Origin of the sequence: Halovenus salina (genome assembly GCF_026410925.1) — an archaeon.
GTDB classification, from domain to species: domain Archaea; phylum Halobacteriota; class Halobacteria; order Halobacteriales; family Haloarculaceae; genus Halovenus; species Halovenus salina.
Map to the genome: position 1 here is coordinate 1,838,798 of NZ_CP112972.1, position 24,021 is coordinate 1,862,818.

24 protein-coding genes are annotated in these 24,021 nt (G+C 62.7%); 14 read left to right on the forward strand and 10 right to left on the reverse strand.

Features of this window, described 5'->3' with window-relative positions; translation table 11 throughout:
* Positions 1 to 83: 83 nt before the first annotated feature.
* From lpdA to pdhA, 4 genes are read right to left on the reverse strand one after another with little or no spacing between them, the layout of a single operon-like run.
* Complete coding sequence (gene lpdA, locus OSC37_RS09290; protein ID WP_267161192.1) at positions 84 to 1,499, reverse strand: dihydrolipoyl dehydrogenase; 1,416 nt, start codon at positions 1,497 to 1,499, stop codon at positions 84 to 86.
* Positions 1,500 to 1,501: 2 nt separating this feature from the next.
* The gene (locus OSC37_RS09295; protein ID WP_267161193.1) at positions 1,502 to 3,019 is read right to left on the reverse strand and encodes a dihydrolipoamide acetyltransferase family protein; all 1,518 of its coding nucleotides are present in this window, start codon (positions 3,017 to 3,019) and stop codon (positions 1,502 to 1,504) included.
* Positions 3,020 to 3,021: 2 nt separating this feature from the next.
* A complete protein-coding gene (locus tag OSC37_RS09300) occupies positions 3,022 to 4,032 on the reverse strand; it encodes an alpha-ketoacid dehydrogenase subunit beta (protein WP_267161194.1) in 1,011 nt (336 codons plus the stop codon).
* Positions 4,029 to 5,153 (reverse strand): pyruvate dehydrogenase (acetyl-transferring) E1 component subunit alpha, encoded by a 1,125-nt coding sequence (gene pdhA, locus OSC37_RS09305; protein ID WP_267161195.1) that lies wholly within the window; start codon positions 5,151 to 5,153, stop codon positions 4,029 to 4,031. Before pdhA ends, OSC37_RS09300 begins: the two co-directional genes overlap by 4 nt.
* Positions 5,154 to 5,483: 330 nt before the next feature.
* Between pdhA and OSC37_RS09310 the strand changes: the two genes are divergently transcribed.
* A complete protein-coding gene (locus OSC37_RS09310) occupies positions 5,484 to 6,428 on the forward strand; it encodes a WD40/YVTN/BNR-like repeat-containing protein (protein WP_267161196.1) in 945 nt (314 codons plus the stop codon).
* A gap of 1 nt (position 6,429) precedes the next feature.
* On the opposite strand, the gene OSC37_RS09315 is transcribed toward OSC37_RS09310, so the two are convergent.
* The 3 genes from OSC37_RS09315 to lipA form a co-directional block, all read right to left on the reverse strand.
* A complete protein-coding gene (locus OSC37_RS09315) occupies positions 6,430 to 7,023 on the reverse strand; it encodes an LURP-one-related family protein (protein ID WP_267161197.1) in 594 nt (197 codons plus the stop codon).
* Positions 7,024 to 7,095: 72 nt separating this feature from the next.
* Positions 7,096 to 8,469: a UDP-N-acetyl glucosamine 2-epimerase gene (locus OSC37_RS09320; RefSeq protein WP_267161198.1), complete on the reverse strand. Its 1,374-nt coding sequence runs from the start codon at positions 8,467 to 8,469 to the stop codon at positions 7,096 to 7,098.
* 46 nt (positions 8,470 to 8,515) lie between these two features.
* Complete coding sequence (lipA, locus tag OSC37_RS09325) at positions 8,516 to 9,445, reverse strand: lipoyl synthase (protein WP_267161199.1); 930 nt, start codon at positions 9,443 to 9,445, stop codon at positions 8,516 to 8,518.
* 268 nt (positions 9,446 to 9,713) lie between these two features.
* Here lipA and OSC37_RS09330 point away from each other — a divergent pair, with 268 nt between their 5' ends.
* The 10 genes from OSC37_RS09330 to OSC37_RS09375 all read left to right on the forward strand — a co-directional run bounded on the left by OSC37_RS09330 (position 9,714) and on the right by OSC37_RS09375 (position 19,450).
* Positions 9,714 to 10,193, forward strand: coding sequence for a hypothetical protein (locus OSC37_RS09330; RefSeq protein WP_267161200.1), 480 nt, complete (start codon positions 9,714 to 9,716; stop codon positions 10,191 to 10,193).
* Between the two features lie 109 nt (positions 10,194 to 10,302).
* Positions 10,303 to 10,728: a hypothetical protein gene (locus OSC37_RS09335; RefSeq protein ID WP_267161201.1), complete on the forward strand. Its 426-nt coding sequence runs from the start codon at positions 10,303 to 10,305 to the stop codon at positions 10,726 to 10,728.
* A gap of 114 nt (positions 10,729 to 10,842) precedes the next feature.
* The gene (locus OSC37_RS09340) at positions 10,843 to 13,218 is read left to right on the forward strand and encodes a DEAD/DEAH box helicase (protein WP_267164173.1); all 2,376 of its coding nucleotides are present in this window, start codon (positions 10,843 to 10,845) and stop codon (positions 13,216 to 13,218) included.
* A 234-nt stretch (positions 13,219 to 13,452) separates the two neighbouring features.
* Positions 13,453 to 13,686 carry a DUF8028 family protein gene (locus OSC37_RS09345; protein WP_267161202.1) on the forward strand — a complete coding sequence of 78 codons (234 nt, stop codon included), beginning with the start codon at positions 13,453 to 13,455 and terminating at the stop codon, positions 13,684 to 13,686.
* A 120-nt stretch (positions 13,687 to 13,806) separates the two neighbouring features.
* Positions 13,807 to 14,541, forward strand: coding sequence for a PDDEXK family nuclease (locus tag OSC37_RS09350; protein WP_267161203.1), 735 nt, complete (start codon positions 13,807 to 13,809; stop codon positions 14,539 to 14,541).
* Positions 14,542 to 14,658: 117 nt separating this feature from the next.
* Positions 14,659 to 15,357 (forward strand): YqjF family protein, encoded by a 699-nt coding sequence (locus OSC37_RS09355; protein ID WP_267161204.1) that lies wholly within the window; start codon positions 14,659 to 14,661, stop codon positions 15,355 to 15,357.
* A gap of 48 nt (positions 15,358 to 15,405) precedes the next feature.
* Complete coding sequence (locus tag OSC37_RS09360) at positions 15,406 to 16,323, forward strand: cobalamin-binding protein (protein ID WP_267161205.1); 918 nt, start codon at positions 15,406 to 15,408, stop codon at positions 16,321 to 16,323.
* A 44-nt stretch (positions 16,324 to 16,367) separates the two neighbouring features.
* Positions 16,368 to 17,234, forward strand: a complete 867-nt coding sequence (gene htpX / locus OSC37_RS09365) for a zinc metalloprotease HtpX (RefSeq protein WP_267161206.1) — start codon at positions 16,368 to 16,370, stop codon at positions 17,232 to 17,234.
* Positions 17,235 to 17,289: 55 nt separating this feature from the next.
* Positions 17,290 to 18,897: a tryptophan--tRNA ligase gene (locus OSC37_RS09370; protein WP_267161207.1), complete on the forward strand. Its 1,608-nt coding sequence runs from the start codon at positions 17,290 to 17,292 to the stop codon at positions 18,895 to 18,897.
* A gap of 58 nt (positions 18,898 to 18,955) precedes the next feature.
* Positions 18,956 to 19,450 (forward strand): GNAT family N-acetyltransferase, encoded by a 495-nt coding sequence (locus OSC37_RS09375; RefSeq protein WP_267161208.1) that lies wholly within the window; start codon positions 18,956 to 18,958, stop codon positions 19,448 to 19,450.
* Positions 19,451 to 19,452: 2 nt separating this feature from the next.
* Here OSC37_RS09375 and endA read toward each other — a convergent pair whose 3' ends face one another.
* From endA to OSC37_RS09390, 3 genes are read right to left on the reverse strand one after another with little or no spacing between them, the layout of a single operon-like run.
* Positions 19,453 to 20,514 carry a tRNA-intron lyase gene (gene endA, locus OSC37_RS09380; RefSeq protein WP_267161209.1) on the reverse strand — a complete coding sequence of 354 codons (1,062 nt, stop codon included), beginning with the start codon at positions 20,512 to 20,514 and terminating at the stop codon, positions 19,453 to 19,455.
* Between the two features lie 45 nt (positions 20,515 to 20,559).
* Positions 20,560 to 21,519: a nucleotidyltransferase family protein gene (locus OSC37_RS09385; protein WP_267161210.1), complete on the reverse strand. Its 960-nt coding sequence runs from the start codon at positions 21,517 to 21,519 to the stop codon at positions 20,560 to 20,562.
* A gap of 48 nt (positions 21,520 to 21,567) precedes the next feature.
* On the reverse strand, positions 21,568 to 21,984 hold the full coding sequence (locus tag OSC37_RS09390) for a UPF0146 family protein (RefSeq protein ID WP_267161211.1): 417 nt from the start codon (positions 21,982 to 21,984) through the stop codon (positions 21,568 to 21,570).
* 36 nt (positions 21,985 to 22,020) lie between these two features.
* On the opposite strand from OSC37_RS09390, the gene OSC37_RS09395 reads away from it, so the two are divergent.
* The 3 genes from OSC37_RS09395 (at position 22,021) to OSC37_RS09405 (ending at position 24,007) form a co-directional block, all read left to right on the forward strand.
* Positions 22,021 to 22,542, forward strand: a complete 522-nt coding sequence (locus OSC37_RS09395; RefSeq protein WP_267161212.1) for an archaemetzincin family Zn-dependent metalloprotease — start codon at positions 22,021 to 22,023, stop codon at positions 22,540 to 22,542.
* Positions 22,543 to 22,684: 142 nt separating this feature from the next.
* Positions 22,685 to 22,891 (forward strand): hypothetical protein, encoded by a 207-nt coding sequence (locus OSC37_RS09400; RefSeq protein ID WP_267161213.1) that lies wholly within the window; start codon positions 22,685 to 22,687, stop codon positions 22,889 to 22,891.
* A gap of 63 nt (positions 22,892 to 22,954) precedes the next feature.
* Positions 22,955 to 24,007 (forward strand): M42 family metallopeptidase, encoded by a 1,053-nt coding sequence (locus OSC37_RS09405; RefSeq protein ID WP_267161214.1) that lies wholly within the window; start codon positions 22,955 to 22,957, stop codon positions 24,005 to 24,007.
* Positions 24,008 to 24,021 lie beyond the last annotated feature (14 nt).

Sequence of the window (24,021 nt, forward strand, 5' to 3'; positions counted from 1 at the left end):
TCTGTACACTTGAATTGTAATAAAATAGCAAGACCGTTACCTCGAAAATCGTCCCACCATATCGCGGTGGAACCGACGCGCTCTCAGTAGTGGATACTCTCGCCTTTCGCGCCCTTGATGGCCTCGTGGACAGCCTCGGAGAGCGTGGGGTGAACGTGGACCGTCTGGGCCACGTCTTCGAGCGTCGCGCCCATCTCGATGGCGAGGGTCAGTTCGGCGACGAGTTCGGAGGCCTCGGGACCGACAATCTGTGCTCCCAAGAGGAAGCCGCTCTCGCCGTCGGCGACGACGCGAGCGAACCCTTCTTTCTCGTCGAGCGAGAGCGCCCGGCCCGAGGCACGCATGGGCATCTGGCCGGTAATCGGGTCGAAGCCTGCTTCCTCGGCCTCGGCTTCGGTCATGCCGACGGTACCGATTTCGGGGTCGGTGAACACCGCCGCCGGGACTGCCTGGTGGTCGAGTGCCGACGGCTCGCCGGCGACGACCTCCGCAGCGACTTCGCCCTCTTTGAAGGCTTTGTGGGCGAGCATCGGCTCGCCGGCCACGTCTCCGACCGCGAAAATCGTCTCCTCTGTCGTGCGGGCCTGGCCGTCGGTGACGATGAAGCCGTTGTCGTCGGTCTCGACGTCGATAGCGTCGAGATTCAGCGTGTCGGTCACGGGCTGGCGGCCGACAGCGACCAGACACTTCTCGGCGTCGAAGGCGGTGAGGTTGCCGTCCTCGTCTTCGGTGCGGACGACGAGACCGTCCCCGTCTTCTTCCCACTCGGAGGCGCGCTGGCCGAAGTGGAAGTCGATGCCGAGTTCTTCGGCGCGCTCGTGGACGACGTCGGTAACGTCGCTCTCGTACTGCGGGAGCGGGCTGTCGAGCATCTCGACAATGGTCACGTCACAGCCCAGCTTCTGGTAGACCGTCGCCAGCTCCATCCCGATGTAGCCGCCGCCGACGACGACCATGCTGTCGGGTACAGACTCTAGCGAGAGCGCGTGTTCAGAGGCGAGAATCCGCTCGCCGTCGAACTCGAAGCCGGGCACCTCGATTGGGCGGCTCCCTGTTGCGATGATGGCGTTGTCGAACTCGATTGACTCAGAGCCCTGTCCCTCGCCGGAGGCGACGATGCGCGCCCGGCCGGGAGAGGCGAACTCGGCGCGTCCCTCGATGAGGTGTGCGCCGGCGCGCTCGGTCAGGGACTCGACGCCTTTGGTGAGGCGAGTCACGAGCTGGTCTTTCCAGTCGACCATCCCCTGGAGGTCGACCGCGGGGTCGGCGTAGATGCCCATTTCCTCGGCCTGGGTGGCGTCGTGGGCGATGTCGCTTGCCGAAATCATTGCCTTCGAGGGGATACAGCCCCGATTGAGGCAGCTCCCGCCGTAGGCGTCCATCTCGACGAGCGTCACGTCGAGGTCGAGCTGTCCGGCCCTGATGGCGGCCACGTAGCCGCCGGGACCGCCGCCGATTACCAGTACGTCCGTCGATGAGGTGATGTCTCCAACTACCATGATTATTCGAGTAACAGCAACGTCGGGTTCTCTAGGTACTCCATAACCGTGTTACAGAACTGTGCGGCTTCGGCACCGTCGATAACCCGGTGGTCGATGGTCAGCGACAGCGGCAGCGTGGGTTTTGCAACCACCTCGCCGTCCTCGACGACCGGGCGCTGTTTGATCTCCCCGAGGCCGAGGATGGCAGTCTCGGGGTAGTTGATGATTGGCGTCGCGTACTCGCCGCCGAAGGCTCCAAAGTTCGTAATCGAGAAGGTACTCCCCTGGAGTTCGTCGGGGCTTACCTTCCGGTTTCGTGCCTTCGAAGCGAGTTCGTTCACTTCCGAGGAGAGCTGGAGCATACCCTTATTGTCTGCGTCCTTGACAACAGGCACCATCAGTCCCGCATCGGTGGCAACCGCGATACCGATGTTGTAGTAGTGTTTGTAGCGAATCTCCTCGGCCTCCTCGTCGAGCTCGGTGTTGAGCACCGGATACTCCTTGAGCGCGGCGATGATGGCCTTGATGACAAAGGGCATGTACGTCATCTTGATGTCGCGCTCCTCGGCGCGGGGTTTGAGGTCCTTCCGCGTCTCGACGAGTTCGGACACGTCGGCCGTGTCGTGGTGCGTGACGTGAGGTGCGGTGTACTTCGATTCCTCCATCTGCTGGCCGATGGTCCGGCGAACACCCCGGTAGGGCTCTGTCGTGACCTCCTGCTGTGGCGTCGGCGTCGCCGTCTCGACGCCGGCGCTCGTGGCGGTCGTGCCGGTGGCGGCGCTCTCGGCGGCCTCCTCGGCCTCGAGGAACGCACGGATGTCCGCTTCCTCGACGAACGCCTGGCCGTCGCGGCTCTTCTCTGTCGGCACCTTGTTGAGGTCGACGCCCTCCTCCTCGGCGATTTTCCGCGTCGCGGGCGTCGCAAGCGTCTGGTCTCGGTCTGCCGTCTCGGTTGTCGCTGTCGTCGCGGTGGCAGTCTCCTCACCGTCGTCACGCGGCGTCACCGCAGCGGTTGTCTCTGTCTCCGTCGGTTCTTCATCCTCCGCAGCAGCAGCGCGAACGTCGTCCTCGGTAATCCGGCCGCTCGGGCCGGTTCCCTCGACTGTCGTGATGTCGACACCCTCCTCGCGGGCGAGCCGGCGGACGTTCGGTGGTGCGAACACGCGGCCGTCACCGGTCGAGGCCTCGACTGCGTCCGAGTCGTCGGCCGCAGCCGTGGTGTCGTCGGTGTCGGCCGTGTCAGCGTCTTCGGCTGTGCCAGCGTCCTCGGTGTCGGCCGGCTCGGGGTCGCCGCCCTCGCCGTCGACATCGATTGTGGCGACGACATCTCCGACAGGAACCATTTCGCCTTCTTCGGCGTGGAGGTCGAGAACGGTTCCAGTTACTGGTGCCGGGAGGTCGACGACCGCCTTGTCTGTCTCGACATCTGCCATCACCTGGTCCTCTTCGACCGTGTCGCCCGTGCTGACGTGCCAGGCGACAATCTCTCCCTCTGCGATACCTTCGCCAACGTCTGGTAACTCGAATTCGAATGCCATGGTTAGAACTCGACAGTCTCGCGAATGCCGTCCTTGATGCGTGCCGGCTCCGGCAGATAGTACTCTTCAAGCGCGTACAGCGGGAACGGCACGTCGAAGCCGGTGACGCGGTTGATTGGTGCCTCCTGGTACAACAGGATCTCTTCCTGGATGGTTGCGGTAACCTCGCTCGCGACGCCGCCCGTTTTCGGGGCCTCCTGGACGACGACCCCGCGGCCGGTCTTCTTGAACGACTCTTTGATTGTCTCTTCGTCGAGTGGCGACAGCGAGCGGAGGTCGACAACTTCGGCGTCGATACCCTCCTCCTCGGCAAGTTCCTCGGCGGCCTCCATCGTCGGAGGCGTCATCGCACCCCAGGTGAACACCGACACGTCGGACCCTTCTCGGCGGACCTTCGCCTCGCCGAGAGGGACCGTGTAGTCGGTCTCGGGCACGTCGTCGCGGAACGCCCGGTAGATGAGCTTCGGTTCGAGGAAGATGACGGGGTCAGGATCCCGGATAGCCTGGATGAGCATCCCCTTCGTGTCGTAGGGCGTCGAGGGGATAGCGACCTTGAGCCCGGGCTGGTGGACGAAGAACGCCTCGCTCGATTCGGAGTGGTGTTCGGGGGCGTGGATACCGCCGCCGTACGGGGCGCGAAATACCGCCGAACACGAGAATCGGCCGTTGCTCCGGGTTCGCAGTCGAGCCGCGTGGCTCACAAGCTGGTCGTAGGCCGGGTAGATGAACCCAAGGAACTGGAACTCGGCGACGGGTCGCATCCCGTAGGCCGCCATCCCGACGGCAGTGCCGGCGATGCCCGCCTCCGAGAGCGGCGTGTCGATGACCCGCTTCTCGCCGAACTCGTCGACGAGTTCCTGCGTGGCCCGGAAGACACCGCCGTTTTCACCCACGTCCTCACCCATGACGACGACACTGTCGTCGTTGCCCATCTCGGTGTACAGGGCGTCACGGACGGCCTGGACGAGCGTGAGACTCTGCGTACTCTCCTGGTCTGTCAGTTCCTGGCTCATTCGAGTAGCACCTCGTCTCCGTGGCGGTCACGGAGCGCTTCGAGATAGTCGAGCTGTTCCTGGAGTCGCTGTGGCATGTCCGCGTAGACGTCGTTGAACATCTCCGCGGGGTCGGGACGGTCGAACTCCTCGGCCCGGTCGATAGCGTCAGCGACCTCCTGTTTGATGTCAGCCTCCATCTTCTCGATTGCCGCGTCGTCGATCAGCCCGCGGTCGCGCAGAAATGTCTCCATGCGCGGGATGGGATCCTTCTGCTTCCATCGCTCGACCTCCTCCTCGTCGCGGTAGACACTCGGGTCGTCTGCGGTAGTGTGTGCGCCAAACCGGTACTGGACGGCCTCGATAAGCGTCGGCTGCGTTGCCCGGCCGATGTCCTCGTCGGCCTCGGAGCCGGTCTTTGCCTTTTCGATTGCCGCTTTGGTGACCTTGTACACCGCCAACGGATCCATCCCATCGACCTGGACGCCGCTGAAGCCGTAGGCGTGAGCCTTCTGGGCGATTGTCTTGCTCGCTGTCTGTTTCTCCCGGGGCACCGAAATCGCCCACTGGTTGTTGTTACAGAAGAAAACCGTCGGCGTGTCGTAGACGCCAGCGAAGTTCAGCCCCTCGTGGAAGTCGCCTTCACTCGTCGCTCCGTCGCCGAAGTAACAGAGGAACGCCCGGTCCTCATCTTGCAGCTTCGAGGCCCACGCGGCTCCAGTCGCGTGGGGAATCTGTGTCGCAATCGGCACCGCGGGCGTGAACATGTTTACGTCGTCGGGCGCGACTTTCCCTTCGGTGTGACCCATCCACAGCAGTAGGACCTGGTGGAGGTCCCAGCCGAGGACGTAGCCGGTGGCGTGCTCGCGGTAGCTCGGAAAGACCCAGTCGTCGTCTTCGATTGCGTGCACGCTGCCAATCTGTGCGGCCTCCTGGCCCGACAGCGGCGGGTACGTCCCCATTCGTCCCTGCCGCTGGAGGCTGACCGCTCGCTCGTCGAAGTGTCGAGCCACCTTTAGCTGGCGGAATATCTCGACGAGCGTCTCGTCGTCGATATCCGGCACCTCGACACCGTCGAGGACCTTCCCCTCGTCGTCGAGTACCTGTACCATATCGTCTGGCTCGCGCTGTAACACGCTCATGAGAAAGACCACCTCTCTGGGTGCATACGCGTCATGTTCTATTGCCGATGATTTATTATTTTCGTGATAGAACGTTCCACCTTCCAAACATATGAGCCAGTCTCCCATCCGTATCACCGACGTACAATGGAAAACAGTCACTAAATACAGCAAATAGCAGAAATTATTGAACGTATGTTTATCTAACTGCCGCCGATAAACAGTTTAGTTCAGACGAACGAACGGCGATAAACTGGACTAAAACGTCTTGAATCGAGCTAGCTCGGATAAATCTGTGCTGACTACTGGCCCTTTTTACGTGGCTATCGCCCCGTAGGTTCGAGTGCAACGATGGCTCGACACACGACACGCCGCACGTTCGCGAAAGGTATCGGCGGAGCAATTGCAGCGGTGACGCTTCCGATGGCAGCAGCCGGAAGCGAGGAAGACTGGACAGTCGCGGAGACGCCGGTCGATGCGACACTTCACGACGTAGTCGAGGCTGACGACGGGCTCTACGCCGTCGGCGATACGGGTGTTGTCCTCGCACGCACGGGCGAAGGGTGGCAAACTGTCGTTACTGGCGGCCCGACAGGAAACGGAAACGACCTCTACGGAGCCGACGTGACCGACGACGGCGAGCGTGTGTGGTTCGTCGGCGCGAGCGGCGCTATCGGCGAGTACGACCTCGAAACCGGGATGCTGGTCGACCACTCGACGCCGAACGATGTCAGCAACAACTTCAACGACATTGCTGTCACGGGAACCGCCGGCGAAGCCGCGGTCTACGTCGCGGGCGACTCGGGAGCCGTCTACTACAGCTTCGAGAACGGCGAGACCGGCAGCTGGGACAACGTCACCCCTGGCAGCGGCTCGAACATCAACGCAATCGACTTCCACGGCCCGCGTTCTGGCCACGCTATCGATGGTAACCAGACCGTCTTCGTCACCGACGACGGCGTTACCTCGAACAAGCTCGGCATCGAAGACGCTGACTACAACTTCTACGGGCTGGACTCGAACGCCCCCGGCGACGTGTGGGTGTCCGGCGGCGGTGGGTCGGTCTATCACTGGAACGGGAGCGAGTGGACCCGCGACAGCACGGGTGACGCGAGTCTGCGCGACGTTACCGTCGGGGGCGGCGGCCTGACCGTCGGCGACGGCGGGGCTGTCTTCGAGCGCTCTGCGGGGCGGTGGACGGCCACCGAGACACCAGTCGGCCAGAACCTCTCTGCGCTCGCACGCGGAAGCGTCGACGCCGCCGTCGGTGCGAGCGGAATCGTTCTCGAACGTTAGGCTAGCTGTTCTGAATGCCGTCGATAACCGCCAGCGCGGCCACAACCCCCACCATCGGCACCGAGCTGGTGTCCGCAATCGTAATCTCGTACTCGTCGAAGACCGCGAAGCCGCTCTCGGCAGAGCCGACGGCCTCGCCTGCCGAGTCCGTGATTTCGTACTCGTGGCCGAGCCATTTCCCGAACGGGAGGAGTTTCCGCGCGAGCGTGACCGCGCCGCCACGCGAGGAGAGTTCGGCGAGCAGCGACCTGTCTTCAGGGTCGCGAATCCGCCAGCTGTCCTGGCTTAGTGAGAAATCGTTGTCCAGAACGAGTAGGTCGTCTTCGGTGTGTGCGTCCGTGAGAACGTAGTCGCCGGCGATATCGAGTGTTCCGGCCGCGGTCACGGTGAACAGTTCGGAGCCGTCGGCGTCGACGAATGAAACGGAGTCGTTGGCCTGGTACATCTCGTAGGTGGCCTCGAAGACAACCTCGCCCGCCTCGTTCGTCGCCTCGTATTCGGGACGCATATTTTCGTCTGTCCCGGTCTGTTCGACGGTGTACCGGCTGCCCGTGAGCTCCAGTCTCTCGGGCTGGTACCCTCGCGTGACTCCCATTGATATGTACCGCTACTATCGGTATACAAAAAGGAGTTCACCACAGTTACACGTCCTGCAACGCTGTCTCCGTTACAGATACTCGAACTCTGTTCCCGCCGAGTCAAAGCCGGCCCGTCCGGAAGCCCACTCGAACACCGGGTCCTCGCGGCGGTCCTCGAGGAACTCGACAATCTGCTGGCCGACGTTCTCGCCGTAGAGGGTCTCGTTGTCGCCGAGTCGGTCCCGAACGGACTCGGTCTCGTAGATGTACTCGATGGTGTCGTGGACGCTCTCTGCCGACGCTGGCGGGACAAGCAGGTTCGACTCGGCGTTCATGACGGTCTCCGGGCGGTCGGTGTTGAACCGAGCGGTGAGACAGAGTGTCTCGTCGATGACGTTGAGTTCTTCCTGCATGCTCCCTGAGTCGGTGTACTCGGCGAAACACTGGCCAGAGGTGAGGAACTCGTAGACGTGAGCGTGTTTCTTCCAGAGCCCGGTGAACAGGAAGTTGTCACGCGCTGTGTCCAACTCGAGCAGACGCTCGCGGTAGCCGTAGTTCTCCAGGGCCTCCCTGGTCGCGGTCAGCTCGACGAAGTTGACGTTGTACCCATCCTCGACCAGTTCGATGACTCCCTCGACGATGCTCGTAAACCGCTCGGGAAGCAGGTTCGCGCGGCGATGGATGTCGACGCGAATCCAGTTGTCCCGTTCCTCCAGAACCGGGTAGATGTCGAAGATAGATTCCTCCAGGTCGTGGTCACGTTTCATCTCGATTGCGTCGACGATAGAGTTGCCGACGACGGGGAGGCGCTCGACGCCGTTCGACTCACCGGGATACCCCTCTTCGAGGAGGTGCTGGCGGTTGAGGTCGACCGGCGCGAACTGATACATCGAGGCCGCGCTTCCGACGAAGGTGTCGTACTGCTCGGGGAACGGCTCGGCGCGGTTGACCGTCCACTCGCCCGTGAACTGGTCTGTGACGAACGCCTCCGGGTCGTCGAGACGTTCGAATGCAGGCATCATCCCGCGGAGGCCTGCCTCGTTGTGGGCGACGAACTGATTGGTCGCAAAGGCCCAGGCCTGCGGGAAGATGCCCGCGGCGTGGGTGTCGCCGTGGACGATGGGAAGGATAGTTGTGTCCGGGAACTCCTCTTCGAGGTGGTCTGCGAGCTGTTTCGTGCGGGTCATCATGTCCGCGGTCTTCTCCGAGAGGCCCCCGCGAACCCCCAGGTCGACCGCGATATGCGATTCGAGGTCGTACTCGGCGAGTCCGTGGCCCAGCAGGTCGTCGTAGTGCTGGCCGGTGTGGATGACGAAACACGGGAGGCCGTGCTCCTCGGCGGCAGCGACGACGGGTGCCTGCTTGTAGAAGTCGGGCTTGGTCGCCGTGACCACCGCAACCGCAAACTCCTCGCCGTCGAGCGCCCGCCGAAGGCGCTTCGAGTGAATGTCGAGTTGTGTCACTGACGGGTCGTACTGCTGGCCGGCAACTAAAGACTTCGTTCGGAGGTCAGGCGTCGGTCCGTGCCTGCTCGCGGGCCTCGGTGATGTTCTCGTCGCCCTTGAGGACATTCTCGACGAAGAGCTCGCCGGCTCGGTACGAGGACCGGACCATCGGGCCGCTGGCGCAGTAGCCAAAGTCCAGTTCCTCCTCGGCAACGCGCTCCCAAGTGTTGTAGACATCGGGGTGGACATACTCGCTGACCTCCAGATGCGAGCGTGAGGGCTGGAGATACTGGCCGAGTGTGACGACATCGACGCCGGCCGACCGCAGGTCCCGCAGGGTCTGGTAGACCTCGTGGTGGTACTCGCCGACGCCGAGCATGATGGAGGTCTTGGCGAAGGCGTCGGACTCGTCGGCGACCTGTTCGAGCACCGACAGCGACTGCTCGTAGCCCGCTCGGCGGTCCCGAACCGGCCACTGGAGGCGTTCGACGGTCTCGATGTTGTGAGCGATGACATCGGGCTCGGCGTCGATAATCTTCCCGACGAGTTCTTCCTCGCCCTGGAAATCGGGAATCAGCACCTCGACGAGAATATCCGAGTCCCGTTTCTTGATTTCGCGAATCGTCTGTGCGAAGTGGCCCGCGCCCTGATCGGGCAGGTCGTCGCGGTCGACAGAGGTGAGGACGACGTAATCCAGCCCGATTTCGGCGACCGCGCTGGCGACGTTTGCGGGTTCGTCTTCGTCCAGCGGGTCCATCCCACCCGTCTTCACGTCACAGAAGTTACAGCCACGCGAGCAGCGGTCGCCCATGAGCATGAACGTCGCGGTGCCGGGGCCGTCGCGGCCGCTCCAGCACTCCCCCATGTTGGGGCAGGACGCCTCCTCACAGACCGTATGCAGGTCGTGGTCGCGCAGGGTCTGTTTGATCTCGGTGAAGCGCTCGCCCGACGGCGGCCGCATCTTCAGCCACTCGGGTTTTCGAGCCTTACTCATTGTGTGTGTGTTAGCGTGTGGTGACTAAAAACTGCGGCTCTCAGCACTACTTGAATAGAAGACAGTCGACACGTACTGAATTGTAAAATATTCCGAATTTCAATAGTATGATTCAGAAATACGTTAACTATAATATGAAATTGAATTAAAGAAGGATATAATACAGTGGCGAACGCCAGCTGAATTGGTATGCGAGATATCAACGGAAAGTATAAAATTAGCCGCCGAAAATCAAATTACTATTAGAATAAAACAACAGTATCTGAATATGGTCTCACGCCGCCACTATATTTCACTCGTCCCCGCGACAGCCCTCGTAGGATGCCTTGGCTCCGACTCCGACCCATTGGCGCCCTTCGGTAAAGTCGAAGTCTTGAACCTGCTGGAGCGACCAGTGACAGCCTCGATTCTCATCGAGAAAGAAGGAGAAGTTCACTACAATCAGGAGTACCAACTCAGAGGATTCGAGGATGATAGTTCGAATCAAGAAGAGCACGACAAGCCGCTCAAGGTTACTGTCAGCGAGCCCTGGATGGCAGAGGAGGTCAACTACACAGTTACGTGCGAGGTGCCGAACATCGGAACGAGGTCGTACACGTCCGAGCAGTTCGGAGAGCGCTTCAAGCACGATGGGAACTGTTGGGGCATCGACTACCGTATCAGTGAAAGCGGGGGCAGCGAACAACTCGAACAATGGGTTGGAAGCGCCGAAGGTGCCGTTCAATGCCCGAAGTCCGAGTCCTCATAGTTACTGACGCCTGCCGCCTTCGGTATCTATCGCCTGCAGCCAGGATTCTCAGCTCGACACTGTCTAGTTGAGCTATTGAGAAACGAGGAGGCCGTAGCGAGACGTCCTCATGCGACTCGCAGACCTTCTCAGAGAGGGATTAGAGGGAGAGGATCAAGACGCTCGGGAGAACGAGCGCATGCCGACACCCCTGCACTGTTTCGCGGTTCAACGTTACTCGATGGGGTTGTCGTTGCGTGAAATCGAGGCCGTGTTGGACTGGTTGGGTGTCGGTTGCTGTCATCAAGCGATCTGGTACTGGAACAAGACGCGTGCTGAGTCACAGAGTGAGCCGCCAACGGCAGCGCCGTCGTGGGTCACGGTCGACGTGGAAGATATCGATAAGCACACATACACTACCGAAGATTTGCAGGAAGTATTCGATGATGAGCGGTGCTGGGGAATTCGTTGCCAGATCAGCGAGCAGTCTGATGGAAGCGAAGAGTTGGAACTATTCCTGGCAGGAACTATTGAGGGGAGCGTCGAGTGTCAATAGGAGGTGTTGTGACGTAGTGTCTCTTCGGGACCGGCCCCAGTCGGCGACAGAAACGCCTATGTGCGCTGACCCCTCTCTCCCCATGTGACACGGAGCGCGAACACCAGGACGGAAATCGCCGTCGAGGAGGTACTGCCCGGCTTCGCGGACGCGTTTCCGTTCGAGCGCTTCAACGCCATGCAGTCTGCGGTGCTCCCGGCGCTGCTCGACACCGAGGAGAACGTCGTCGTCAGTGCCCCCACCGCGAGCGGGAAGACCGCAATCGCCGAGGTGGCCATCTCTCGGACGCTCGATGCGGGCGGCACGGCGCTCTTTCTGGCCCCGCTGCGCGCGCTCACCGACGAGAAAGAACGCGAGTGGGAACGGTTCGAGGAACTGGGGTATTCGGTGTACGTCGTCACCGGCGAGCGGGACCTGAACCCACGGAAGGCCGAGCGGGCCGACGTGCTTGTGATGACCCCCGAGAAGGCAGATTCTGCCACCAGAAAACACGACTCCCGGCGCTATTCGTTCGTGACGGACGTGGACTGCTGTATCATCGACGAGGTCCACCTGCTGGACTCCGACGAGCGCGGGAGCGTGCTCGAAGTGACCATCTCGCGGCTGCGCCGGCTCTGTGACCCGCGGGTTGTGGCGCTGTCGGCGACGATGCCCAACGTCGACGACGTGGCCGCCTGGCTCGACGCCACTGAGGAGACGAGTTTCTCCTTCGGCGAGGATTACCGGCCGGTGCCGCTGGACGCACGGGTTGCGACCTACAGCCACGGCGAGAACGCCTTTGCCGACAAGTACCGCCGGCTCTACCGTGCGCTGGACCTCGCCGAAGACCATATCCGCGAGGGGGGACAGGCGCTCGTCTTCGTCTCCTCGCGCCAGGACACCGTCCAGGCCACCGAGAAGGCCCGTGACGAACTCGTCTCGCGGGACATCCCGGTCGATGCCCGCGGCGACTACGACTTCCATACTGCCGCCGAGGAACTCGACAACGACACGCTCCGCAAGTCGGTGTTGGACGGCGTCGGCTTCCATCACGCCGGCCTCTCCCGGAGCGACCGAAATCTGGTCGAAGAGTGGTTCCGCGAAGGGAAAATCAAGCTGCTCTTCTCGACCTCGACGCTCGCGTGGGGAGTCAATCTGCCCGCCCGCTGTGTCGTTATCCGGGATACCCGGTACCACGACCCGCTGGAGGGAGAAGTCGAGATGAGCCCGCTCGACATCCTCCAGATGCTCGGCCGGGCCGGACGACCGGGCTACGACGACAGAGGATACGCGTGGGTCATCTGTGACGGCGCGTCCTCGGACCGGTACCGGCAGCTGCTCGACGACGGGAAGACAATCGACTCACAGCTCGCCGACACGGACGAGGGGCCCGGCGACGGCCCGCCGGCGGCCGACCTCGCGGTCCATCTGACGGCCGAGATTGCGCTGGGCACTGTCAGGGATATCGACGACGCGATGGACTGGCTCGAAACCACGTTCTACTACGCTCGCGCCGGGAGCACCGATGCATACGTCACCGGGTCGGAGCTGCGCGAACGCGTCAGCGAGACACTCTCCTGGCTGGTCGACCACGGCTTCGTCGAGATGGACGAGCTCTCGGTCGAGCCCACAGCGCTGGGTCGGCTCGCTTCGGAGTTCTATCTCCACCTCCGGACAGCTCGGGCCTTTGCCGACCTCGCCGAGTCCGACGACCTCGGGGCGACGGACGTACTCGTCGCGGTGGCGACAGCAACCGAGTTCGACAGTGTCAGCGCCCGCTCGGATGAAGAAGACGCTGTCGACGCCGTGCTTGGGAACCAACACGAGGCGCTCGAACCGGGAGCGCGCAAGGTGCTCGCCATCCTGCGAGCGGGCATGAACGGAACCACGCCAACGGAACTCCGGAGCGATGCCTGGATTATCCGCCAGAACGCGCTTCGCCTGCTCGCGGCGCTTCGCGCAATCGTCGACCGCCTCGGCGACGGCCACGCGGCGAATCTCGTCCGGCGCATTGAGGCTCGCGTCGAGACAGGTATCAGCGAGGACGCGGTCGGGCTGACAGCGATAGACGGCATCGGCTCGACCCGAGCGCAATCGCTCGCAGCCGCAGGCTACAGCGCCCCGTCGGAAGTAGCATCGGCGAGTCCAACGGAGCTTGCGGCCGCCGGGCTGACAGACGGCGTCGCCGAGCGCGTCCACGAGAGTGCGACCGAACTGCCGGCGCTCGACATCGACTGGGGAGCGTTCCCGGACCGTATCGAACGGGGTGCACGCGAGATGTGCGAGGTATCCGTCCAGACCACGCACGGTGACGCCCGGGCGGCGCTTGCCGTGACCGTCAACGACAAACAGATGACCAGCAAGGCAGCCTATCTGGGGGAGACGACACTCCCCGTCGGCGTCTTTGGCGGGACTGCCGACGAGCTTACCTTTGCTGTGCACGTCTCCTTTCCCGACCTGCCGCTTTCGCCTGTCGTCCAGACCCGCGAGGTCCGCGTTGTCGACGCCTGACCCACGAACCGAGACGAAACAGCTGCCATCTGGACGAGAAGAGCGATAACCAGTTCAAGAGTTTTAAGATTGTTGTAAACAATTTAAACAGTTTTGAGAGAGTAATGAAACGATTACTGAAGCTGTAAAAGGTGACATACTCAAGATGGGTCAAACAAAACCGGGCGAAATTGCGCTAGCGTTCGATCCCTTATATGATGGATACGGTTGTACGTGTAATTGAGGAGTCCACCCATGTCAAACGCGTCCCCCCTCGAAACACAGTCACGGCACAGGACCCAGACAGCACCGCGGCGAGTGCTCGGATTACCCGTGAAGTTCATCGGGTTCTGGACGGCCGTGTTCGTCCCGTTTGTTCTGTTGGCCCTGATTGCCAGCGGCGCGGTGTTACAGGCCCCCCAGCTGTTCGCCGCGTTGCTGGGTGCCAACCTCGTTGGCCTCGTCGTCGGCCGCGATTACAAGCAGTAGTACGGATTCCTCACAGTCAGTTCTGTCCCTCCCGGGACCCCTCCACCCGGACTCCTCACCACCACTGTCCAGCAGCCAACCGGCCCGACGTTTATATCCCATGACGGGACCATCCCCGGTATGTCCGAGAGGGTTCAGATTATTGCCGGTCGCTGTACCACCGTCTTCGAAGGAACACGCGAACAGGAGCAACACGGCGACGTTATCGTCCTGGTCAAGCCAGACGGCACGGTACTGGTCCACGACGCGCAGGGGTACCAGCCGGTCGCCTGGCTCACCCGCGCCGAGGCCGTGACTGTCACAGACGAAACAATCGTCGCACAGGACGGCGAACAGTCGCTGGAGGTCACTATCGAGAACGTCCACCTCCGAGAGCAGTACGCAGCCAGCGACGCGGGATTACCCGCCGGGCGATGTCCCGACTGTGGGGGGCAACTTGTCCGGACGAGTGGGAGCGTCGTCTGTCCGGGGTGTGACGAGTCGTACTCGCTCCCCACAGGGTCGACCACGCTGTCGACGACCTGCGACGACTGCGGCCTCCCCGAGTTTCGCGTCGAGCGTGGCGACGCGTTCGACCTCTGTCTCGACCCGGACTGTGACCCACTCGACGAACGCGTTAGAGAGCGCTTCGACAACGTGTGGGACTGCCCGAACTGTGGCGGTGCGTTGCGGGTGCTCCGCCGTGGCGGTCTCCTCCTCGGCTGTGAGAACTACCCGGACTGTGAGACAGGATTCTCGTTTCCCGCTGGCGAACACGCCGGCGAGTGCAGCTGTGGACTGCCAGTCTTCGACACCCCCTCGGGCCGGCGATGTCTCGACCGCGCGTGCGAACCGGAACAGAAATCGGAGGCATAAACGTGTCTGTCGCCCGTCCTGTCCGGTTTCGCAGACGTGGAATGCAGGCATTGCCGGCTACCGGCAAGGGGGTGCCTAGACACAACTCCTGTTTGTCTCCGAGTCCAACACTCTCCAATGCCAGCATTCGAGATGGGGTGGCGCGACACCTTCTTCGCCAGTTGGGCCGTCGACCCCGGTCTGGTCGCACCGCAGGTTCCCGAGCGTCTGGCCGTCGACACCTTCGACGGCGACGCCTACCTCTCGGTCGTTCCCTTCGCTATCGAAGACATCCGGCCGAGAGGCCTGCCTGCCGCTGTTGGTCTGTCGACGCCCGAGCTGAACCTACGGACCTACGTCACCTGCGACGGCGCGCCAGGCATCTACTTCTTCAATCTCGACGCCGACGATATCCTGGGCGTTATTGGGGCACGGCTGTTCAACCGACTGCCGTACTACCTGGCGGACATCGACTACGACGCCGACCCGCCGGTTCGATTCCAGAGCCGTCGCACTACGCCAGGAGCGCGCGCCGCGCGGTTCGACGCAGAGTATGGTCCCGAGACAGGAAGCGAGCGGTTCGAGCCCGAACCCGGCACCCGCGAGCACTTTCTCACCGAGCGATACCGCTACTTCGCGGAGGGGAGCGACGGAGATATCCTGTACGCCGACATCGAACACGAGACATGGACCCTCCGGCAGGGAACCTGGGACCTCGGCAAAAACGGGCTGTTCCGGGCAAACGGATTCGACCAGCCAGCAGGTGAGCCGTCGCTTCTGTACGGCGACCGCGTCGAGGTGAGCGCGTCGAGCAACCGGCGGTGGAATGGCGGCTAATCCAGTTTCCGAACGAGTTCTTAAGCCCCTCCGGCCCAACAACGTCGTATGCGCGTCGTCTCACTGCTCCCGTCGGCGACAGAGATGCTGTACGCCCTCGGTGTCGAACCCGTCGGCGTCTCACACGAGTGTGACTACCCACCGGAAGCGGCAGAGTTGCCGTCGGTTATCGAGACACACATTGACGCGAGCGCGTCGAGTGCCGACATCAACGAACAGGTGATCGAGGCGACCGATAACGGCGGCGTCTACGAAATCGACCGCGAGCTGTTGGCCGAGCTCGACCCCGATATTGTCGTCTCACAGGGCATCTGTGACGTCTGTGCCGTCGACGACTCACGGATTCGCGCGGCGGTCTCTGAGCTCGGCCTCGACGCCGAGGTGGTGACAAGTGACCCACACAGTCTCTCGGACCTCCTGGCCGATATGGAGCGACTCGGCGAGGTCTGTGGCCGCCAGGACCGGGCCGCGTCGCTGGTTGAGGAGTTCGAGGAACGAATCGAGCGCGTCGAGGCGGCGACGCCGGATTCAGGGCCACGCGTCGGGATGCTCGACTGGCTCGAACCGCCGATGGTTGCGGGCCACTGGGTGCCCGGGATGGTCGAGCGCTGTGGCGCGGAGTACGGCCTCGCCGACACCAGAACTCCCTCGCGGCCGCGCGAGTGGGAGGAGATTGTGGCCTACGACCCCGAGGTGCTGGTGTTCGCTCCGTGTGGATTCGGGCTCGACCAGACGCGTGCGAACCTCAACGACGTGACCGACCGCGACGGCTACGAGCAGTTGACTGCCGTCCAGGAGGGCGAGGTGTACGCGATAGATGGCAACCACTACGTCAATCGGCCCGGACCGCGGCTAATCGAGACAATGGAGGTACTGGGGTCGGTGCTCTACCCCGACCACGTCGACGCGCCCGACACCGACGAGACGGCAGTCACGCGTCTCCAGCGAGCGACCGTCGACACGTGACCGAGGCGTGAGGCTTTATGTCGCAGTACCCCTAGAGCGGAGTGATGAAACTGCAAGCAGACTGGGGACTGCGAGGACGGATGGTCCTCGTCAGCCTGTTGCTTCTGGTAGCGTATCTGGCGCTGGCGGTCGTTCTCGTCGAGGTGCTCGGCGGGGGACTGCTGTTTACCGTCGCGATACTCGGCGGACTCTCCTTTGCCCAGTACTACTACAGCGGCTCTCTCGCGCTGCGGAGCATGGGCGCACGGGAGGTCTCCGCCGAGGAGTATCCGGAACTCCACCGGATGGTCACACAGCTCGCCCAGCAGACCGACACGCCACAGCCGACCGTCGCCGTCGCAGAGACGGCGGTCCCGAACGCGTTCGCGGCGGGTCGGTCACCGAGCGCGGCGACAATCTGTGTGACGACAGGACTGCTCGACAGGCTCGATCAGGACGAGCTCGAAGGTGTCCTCGCACACGAACTCGCCCACATCAAGAACCGCGACGTGGCGGTGATGACCATCGCCTCGTTTTTTGCTTCGATTGCATTTCTCGTGGTGCGGTGGGGATGGCTGCTCGGTGGTGGCCGCGACCGTGACGCTGCTCCAATCTGGGTCGCAATCCTCGTCTCCCTGGTGGTCTGGGTCATCAGCTTCTTTCTCATCCGGGCGCTCTCGCGGTACCGCGAGTACGCGGCCGACCGCGGGGCCGCACAGATGACCGGCGAGCCCGCCGCGCTCGCCTCAGCACTCCGCTCAATCTCAGAGGACATGGAGCAGGTTCCCAAAGAGGACCTCCGTGAGCAGGCCGAGATGAACGCGTTTTTCATCCTCCCAATCCGCTCGGGCTTCATCGGTCGACTCGCCCGAACACACCCCTCGACCGAGCGCCGTATCGACCAGTTGCTCGAACTCCAGGGCGAGCTGTAGCTGTCCACGGAAGCGAACGCTTTTTGCGCGTGTCGGTGCGAAATACCGGTATTCGATGACAGACGATTCCTTCGCGGGCGACTCCGACGGGGCGGAGTCACCACACGGAACAGAAGAGACCCGGGACGTGGCGACCGACGGTGGAGCCACCGGGGCCGACTCGGTCGCGCTGGACCCGTGGGGGTCCTCGACGGTGTCGGACTACCGGAAGCTGTTCGACCAGTTCGGCATCGAGACCTTCGACGAGGTGCTTGGAGAGGTACCAGCGCCACACTACCTGATGCGCCGTGGCGTTATCTTCGGTCACCGAGACTACCGCGCCGTCGCACGGGCGATGCGTGAGGACGACCCCTTCGCGGTGCTGTCGGGATTCATGCCGACCGGTGACCCACACATCGGACACAAGCTCGTCTTCGACGAGATTATCTGGCACCAACAGCAGGGCGGCGACGCCTACGGTCTCATCGCCGACCTCGAAGCCCACAGCGCCCGCGGGCTCTCCTGGGACGAAATCGACGAACACGCCCACAACTACATCCTTTCGCTGCTCGCGCTCGGGTTCGACCCCGAAGAGGGGACGCTGTACCGCCAGTCGACCAACCGCGAGGTTCAGGACCTGGCTTTCGAGCTGGGCATCGAGGCAAACTTCTCCGAACTGGGGGCCATCTACGACTTCGACGGCGAAACCGACGTCTCGCACATGCAGTCGGTCATCACCCAGATGGCCGACATCCTTTACCCACAGCTGGACGACCCAAAGCCGACGGTTATCCCCGTCGGCCCCGACCAGGACCCCCACGTCCGGCTGGCGCGAGACCTCGCCGCGCGGGTCCAGTACTTCGGCGTGACCGAGGCGTACGCGAGCTTCGAGACCGACCCAGAGGAGCGTGCTGTTATCGCCGACGCCCACGAGACGCTCACCGATCGCCACCCCGACGAGACGATTCGGTGTGTCGACGCCGCGAACTACCTCGAAGGCAAGCGCGAGGAGGGCGCGACCGACGAGACGGCGACAACGCTCGACAGCACCATCACGATGCTCCGGGAGGCTGGCAAGGAGCCGCTTCGGCCCCGTGTGCGAGTCGTCGACCGCAACGCCACCGAGGATGCCTTCGAGGCACTCATCGAGGCAATTGACGGCGAAAAGCGCGTCTACGACGAACACATCGATACGTTCGAACTCTCCCGCGAGGAGGCCGAAGACCTCGCCCGCGAAGTCGCACTCGACCACGGCGGCTACGGGTTCCGTGCCCCCTCGTCTATCTATCACCGCTTTATGACCGGCCTCACCGGCGGGAAGATGTCCTCGTCGGTGCCGGCCTCACACATCAGCCTGCTCGACGACCCCGAAGCGGGCTACGACAAAGTGAAATCAGCCACCACCGGCGGCCGCGAGACCGCAGAGAAACAGCGCGAACTCGGCGGCGAGGCCGACGAGTGTCCGGTCTACGAACTGTACGCCTACCTGCTTGCCGACGACGATGACGAGTTCGCGACCGAAGTCTACGAAGAGTGTGTCGGCGGGGAACGGCTCTGTGGCGGCTGCAAGGAACAGGCCGCCGAACTGATGGAAGAGTTCCTCGAAGACCACCAGGAGAAACGAGCGGAGTGGGAAGAGAAACTCGACAACCTCGATATCGAGTTTGACTCGCCGCGGGCGTGACAGCCTCCGACAGCGGAATTCGCAAAAATTTATCAGTTGCCTGACCGAGGGCGTGGCTATGAGCGTCAGAATCCGGGAAGCGACGCCAGCAGACGCCTCCAGAATCGCTGCCGTCGCGGAGAAAGCGTGGTACGAGGCCCACGCGCCGATAATCGGCGAAGAGATTGTCGCGGAGTTCCTCGCGAAGTACTACGACACGGACTCCCTTCGAGAGGTCATCGACAGAGACGGATGGATAACGACCGTCGCAGAGGCGGATGAGGAGGTCGTCGGGTTCGTCTCTGGCGGCCCAGACGATGACGGCCCCAGCCTGCTACACCTGAACCGGATATACATCCGTCCCGAGCGCTGGGGAGAGGGCATCGGCGGGCGGTTGGTAGCGAGCTTCGAGCAGGACGCGAGAGCGCTGGAGTCCGACCGGATTAGCCTGCGGGTGATGGCAGAAAACGAGCGGGCCGTCCGATTTTACGAGTCCGCTGGCTTCGACAGACAGGAGAAGATATACGACGAGATGGTCGAGACAGAGTCGTACATCTACCACAAAAAACTCTGAACTCAGGGCGTCAGCCGCTCGGCCGAGAGCCAGTTGATATCGTCTTCGGTGGTCAGCGCGAACAGCATCCGCTTGCGGACGCCGTGAGCGAGGCGTACATCCAGCGAGAGGTCCCGCGGCACGAACGAGTGGTCCGCCGGAAGCGCACGGACGAGAAACTCCGAGTGACCGAGGTCGTCGACAGAGTCAACATCGGCGTAGGTCCGGAAGTCAGCCCCGAACTTGAACCCCGTTTTCGGCACGATGCCCGCCGAGCGGAGCGCGTCGTAGACCCGCAGACGTCGGTCGAATCGCTCCCCCTCGACCTCCCGGCCGCGGTCGATGATTGCGTCAGCATCGGCAACCTCCTCGACCCCCACCGTGAGGTCACCGTGACTGCTCAGATACGCAGCCTCGACGAGCGAGAGTTGGACGCGGTCGTCGTCGCGGTCGAGCCGCTGGCCATAGAACGCGTGGTCGTGCAGCGACTCCGGTGGCTCGGGAACGAGAACGCGGTCCGAGAGCAGGTCTCCGTCGAAGGGCGGCAACTCGTGGTTGGTCGACCCGGAGGACGTCGGCGTGTCGAGTTCGAGATACGTCACCTCGCTTTCCTCGTCGACGACCGCAAGAACACCCGTACTTGCCTCGTCCTGCTCGGCGTCTGTGCCACTCGCAATCGCGGTCAGCGTCCCGGCGTCGACTGCCGCGCGCTCGCTGAGCGCCGTCACGCGGTAGGCGACGGCGTCGTCCCACGGTCCCTCTCCTCGCGGGTAGACAACGAAGTCGGTGACATCGGCGCTGTCGGTCGGCGAGAGGTAGAATCCCCGGTCGCGGAGCTCCTTGTAGACGAAGAAGTCGACTTCGGAGACAGCACGCGAGGAAAGCAGGGACTCGAAGCCGAGACGGCCACCCTCGCGGTCGTCACGGACCGCAGTCACGTCGCCACGGAACAGCAGGTGTGCTGCCTCGACAGGAGCGAGTTCGAGTTCGCCGTCCTGTGGTCTGCCGTAGCCGCGGGCGTCGTAGAACCGCTCGCGGGCTTCGTTGCCGCCGCGAACGGTCTCCCCGTCGAAGGTGAGTTGCATACCAGCCACTCGACGGTGGGAACAAAAAGCGTCTGCGGTGTCGAGTCAGGGCAGGTGTGTGTGGCCGCCGATGCGCGCCCCGGTGAGGTCGAGGTCTCGGATAAGCGCTTCTCTGTCGACGATAGAGTCGACGAGCGAACAGGAGTCGAGCGTCGCCTCTGGAAAGACAATCGAGCGCTCCAGCGCGGAGTCGGTGACCGTCGCGCCGGGCATGACGTGGACGTTCTCGCCAACGGTGGTGTCCTCGACGGTCGCGTCCTCTGCGACGATGGAGTCGCCGTCGAGTGCCCACGCGACCGCCTCCAGATAGCTCTCGGGCGTGCCAATATCGAACCACGCCTCCTCAAAGGTGAATGCGCTGACAGGACTGCGGGACTGGAGCCACTGGAGGAACCAGCCCGGCTCGTCGGGGTTGTTGTCGGCGGCGAGATACTCGCTGAAGCGGACTTCCTCGGCGGGGAAGGCATAACAGGCAATCGAGACGAGCGTGCTCGGCGGGTCGGCCGGCTTCTCCTGGAAGTCGACGACGCGGGTGCCGTCGAGTTCGACCAGCCCGTACTGGGTCGCCTTCTCCCGAGAGCCGACATCGTATGCCGCAAGCGTCGCCGTCTCCTCTTCCTCGAAGAAATCGACGAACGTCGAGAGATCGAAGCTGATGAGATTGTCTCCGGCGACGACGAGCAGGTTTTCGTCGTCGATACCCTCGCGGTCAACGAGCTGGGCGAGCGCGCCGATGACGCCGAGTTTCTCATCCTCGTCGACAGTCTCTTCGACACTCAACTGGGGTTTCTCGAAGTCCGAATCCGCCAGGTGGGCCTCGAAGTCGTCGGCGAACCGTTCGTTCGTGCTCACGAATACGTCCTCGATACGGTCGTCGTCTTCGAGTTCACAGAGCACGCGGTCGATAACTGTGGTCTCGCCGACCGGGAGGAACATCTTCGGTCGGTTGCGAGTAATCGGCCACAGCCGGGTCGCGTAGCCACCGGCGAGAACGACTGCTTTCATATCGAGTTAGACCCAGCGGCCGGTTAAAATCCTTGTGAAGCGGCGTCATTACGGTGATACTTCGTCGGGTCGGACCCCACCGCGCGCGATGTAGAGCGTCTCTCCGGGAACAGTGATCCGCCTGACCGGAACCACCGGCTGGTCGCCGCCGAGTGTGGTAAAGAGGAAAGTCGCATCGACGGCGTCGGCAAGTTCGACGGCCGGACGATGAAGCTCGGGGGGCCAGTTCAGCGCGTACAGCGCGTCGGCGTCGGCATACAGCTCGTGGTCGGGAGCAGTCACGTCGTCACAGGCGAACGAGACCCCCGTTGGAACCGACCGCTCGCGGATGTCGGTCGCGGTCACGTCGCGACCGCGGACAGCGAGCGCCTGGGCCACAGAGGTACGTCTCCCGATGCCGAGTTCGACGACGCTGTCGAACCGAGAGAGGCGAGCGACGAGGGCGCGGCGCGTATCGTCGAGCACGCAGATTTTTATTTATCGGGTGGTATAAAGAACTGTATGCACGTCGACATCGTGCCGGTCGGCGACGTCGACCCGGTGGTCAAGCGCGAAGCGTCAGGCGGTCTTCGGTCCGTGTACGACTGTGATGTGACCGTCCACGACGCCCAGTCAGTGCCATCGGGAGCCTACGACTCCTCTCGCGAGCAGTACCGCGCTGAGGAGTTCATCGACCTCGCAAAGCGCGTCGGCTCCGGCTCGAAGAACATCGCTATTACCCCGGAAGACCTCTTCTATCACCGCCGCAACTACGTGTTCGGCCTGGCCTACCTCGGTGGCAGCGGGAGCGTCATCTCGACCTACCGGCTGCGAACGAGTTCCGACGGAGGCTTCTCGAACCGTTCGGCCTCGGACATCTTCTCGGACCGCGTCCGCACAGAGGTCGTCCACGAGATCGGCCACACACTCGGCCTCGAACACTGTGATAACAAACGCTGTGTGATGAACTTCTCGCCGACCGTCCGCGAGGTCGACGTGAAAGAACAAACGCTCTGTGGCTCCTGCCAGCGAGATATTCTGTGAGGTTTTCGGCAACAGAGTGCTGCTCGCTCTCAATATAGCACTACATTTGTTGTATTTTTCTATCGAAATTTTACATTCATCAACTACCAAACTGATTAGGCATATTCTCTATACCGGTCGCGCCATGAGTAATAGTTGTCGTATGAGTCAGACACAATCAAATCGGACCGAAGAACTGGGCGACATCTTCGTGTCCGTCACGGGCGACGAAGCAGTGACCGAGCAACAGGAAGCAGACAGCAACAGGCGCGACGTTCGCGGCAAGAACCGTATCGACGAGGCCGTCGAGGACGGACTCGACGACGCAATCGACGGTGCCGAGGCCGACCCCGGTGACCCCGGCGGCTGAGGATGGCCGCGAGTAGGCGACGAATCAGTCAGTTTCTTACCCCTCTCGGAGATATGCCAGCACATGGCAGCCCCATTTGACTTCGAACTGTTGCGTGAGCTGACAGAGACCAGCGGTGTCCCCGGCTACGAGGACCGCGTCCGCGAAGTCGTCAGGCGAGAACTTGAACCAGAAGTGGACGAAGTACGGACTGACGCGATGGGAAACGTCGTCGGAACCATCCAGGGAGCGAGTGACAACTCGGTCGTCGTCGCAGCCCACATGGACGAAATCGGATTTATGGTCCGACACGTCACCGACGACGGGTTCGTCCAGGTCGACTCCCTTGGTGGCTGGGACCCACGCGTTCTGAAGGCCCAGCGAGTCACCATTCACACTGACGACGAAGATATTACGGGACTCATCGGGTCGCTGCCCCCACATACCCTCGACGAGGAACAGCGGGAATCGACGCCGGATGTCGAGGATATCCACATCGACACCGGCCTCGATGGCGAGGAGGCAGCCGAACGCATCTCGAAAGGCGACCTCGTCACGATGGAACAGTCGACCGAGCGCGTCGGCGACACGGTTACCGGAAAGGCACTGGACGACCGCGTCTGTCTGTTCACGATGCTCGAAGCCGCCCGGAACATAGCGGACCCCGACGTGACGATTCACTTCGCCGCGACCGTTCAGGAGGAGGTTGGAATTCGGGGGGCACAGGCCCTCGGCGTCGACCTCGACCCCGACCTGGCTATCGCACTCGATGTGACCGTCGCAAACGATGTCCCAGGGTTCGAGCCCAGCGACCACGTCACCGAACTTGGCGGAGGAACAGCGGTCAAGCTCAAGGATTCGAGCGTTATCGCGAATCCGAAGGTCCACCAGCGCCTCCAGTCGGTCGCCGATGATGAAGGAATTGAGTTCCAGCTCGAGGTCCTGCCGGCTGGCGGCACCGACACGGCCGGCTTCCAGCGCGCCGGCGGCGCGGTCCCCGCGGGCGCGATTTCGATTCCGACCCGGTATCTCCACACCGTCACCGAGAGCGCTCACGTCGACGATGTGGCCGCAACTATCGACCTGCTGACAGCGTTCCTCAAAACCGAAGACGGCGAACACGATTACACGCTGTAGTCGCTGACGCGGCT

Bases quoted from the DNA above. Each gene is read 5' to 3' on its own strand.
- OSC37_RS09395 (WP_267161212.1), top strand. From the start codon at position 22,021: ATGCACGTCGACATCGTGCCGGTCGGCGACGTCGACCCGGTGGTCAAG.
- OSC37_RS09405 (WP_267161214.1), top strand. From the start codon at position 22,955: ATGGCAGCCCCATTTGACTTCGAACTGTTGCGTGAGCTGACAGAGACC.
- OSC37_RS09300 (WP_267161194.1), bottom strand. From the start codon at position 4,032: ATGAGCCAGGAACTGACAGACCAGGAGAGTACGCAGAGTCTCACGCTC.
- OSC37_RS09375 (WP_267161208.1), top strand. From the start codon at position 18,956: ATGAGCGTCAGAATCCGGGAAGCGACGCCAGCAGACGCCTCCAGAATC.
- endA (WP_267161209.1), bottom strand. From the start codon at position 20,514: ATGCAACTCACCTTCGACGGGGAGACCGTTCGCGGCGGCAACGAAGCC.
- OSC37_RS09385 (WP_267161210.1), bottom strand. From the start codon at position 21,519: ATGAAAGCAGTCGTTCTCGCCGGTGGCTACGCGACCCGGCTGTGGCCG.
- OSC37_RS09295 (WP_267161193.1), bottom strand. From the start codon at position 3,019: ATGGCATTCGAATTCGAGTTACCAGACGTTGGCGAAGGTATCGCAGAG.
- OSC37_RS09315 (WP_267161197.1), bottom strand. From the start codon at position 7,023: ATGGGAGTCACGCGAGGGTACCAGCCCGAGAGACTGGAGCTCACGGGC.
- OSC37_RS09310 (WP_267161196.1), top strand. From the start codon at position 5,484: ATGGCTCGACACACGACACGCCGCACGTTCGCGAAAGGTATCGGCGGA.
- OSC37_RS09360 (WP_267161205.1), top strand. From the start codon at position 15,406: ATGCGCGTCGTCTCACTGCTCCCGTCGGCGACAGAGATGCTGTACGCC.
- pdhA (WP_267161195.1), bottom strand. From the start codon at position 5,153: ATGAGCGTGTTACAGCGCGAGCCAGACGATATGGTACAGGTACTCGAC.
- lpdA (WP_267161192.1), bottom strand. From the start codon at position 1,499: ATGGTAGTTGGAGACATCACCTCATCGACGGACGTACTGGTAATCGGC.
- OSC37_RS09345 (WP_267161202.1), top strand. From the start codon at position 13,453: ATGTCAAACGCGTCCCCCCTCGAAACACAGTCACGGCACAGGACCCAG.
- OSC37_RS09330 (WP_267161200.1), top strand. From the start codon at position 9,714: ATGGTCTCACGCCGCCACTATATTTCACTCGTCCCCGCGACAGCCCTC.
- lipA (WP_267161199.1), bottom strand. From the start codon at position 9,445: ATGAGTAAGGCTCGAAAACCCGAGTGGCTGAAGATGCGGCCGCCGTCG.
- OSC37_RS09335 (WP_267161201.1), top strand. From the start codon at position 10,303: ATGCGACTCGCAGACCTTCTCAGAGAGGGATTAGAGGGAGAGGATCAA.
- OSC37_RS09400 (WP_267161213.1), top strand. From the start codon at position 22,685: ATGAGTCAGACACAATCAAATCGGACCGAAGAACTGGGCGACATCTTC.
- OSC37_RS09370 (WP_267161207.1), top strand. From the start codon at position 17,290: ATGACAGACGATTCCTTCGCGGGCGACTCCGACGGGGCGGAGTCACCA.
- htpX (WP_267161206.1), top strand. From the start codon at position 16,368: ATGAAACTGCAAGCAGACTGGGGACTGCGAGGACGGATGGTCCTCGTC.
- OSC37_RS09355 (WP_267161204.1), top strand. From the start codon at position 14,659: ATGCCAGCATTCGAGATGGGGTGGCGCGACACCTTCTTCGCCAGTTGG.
- OSC37_RS09350 (WP_267161203.1), top strand. From the start codon at position 13,807: ATGTCCGAGAGGGTTCAGATTATTGCCGGTCGCTGTACCACCGTCTTC.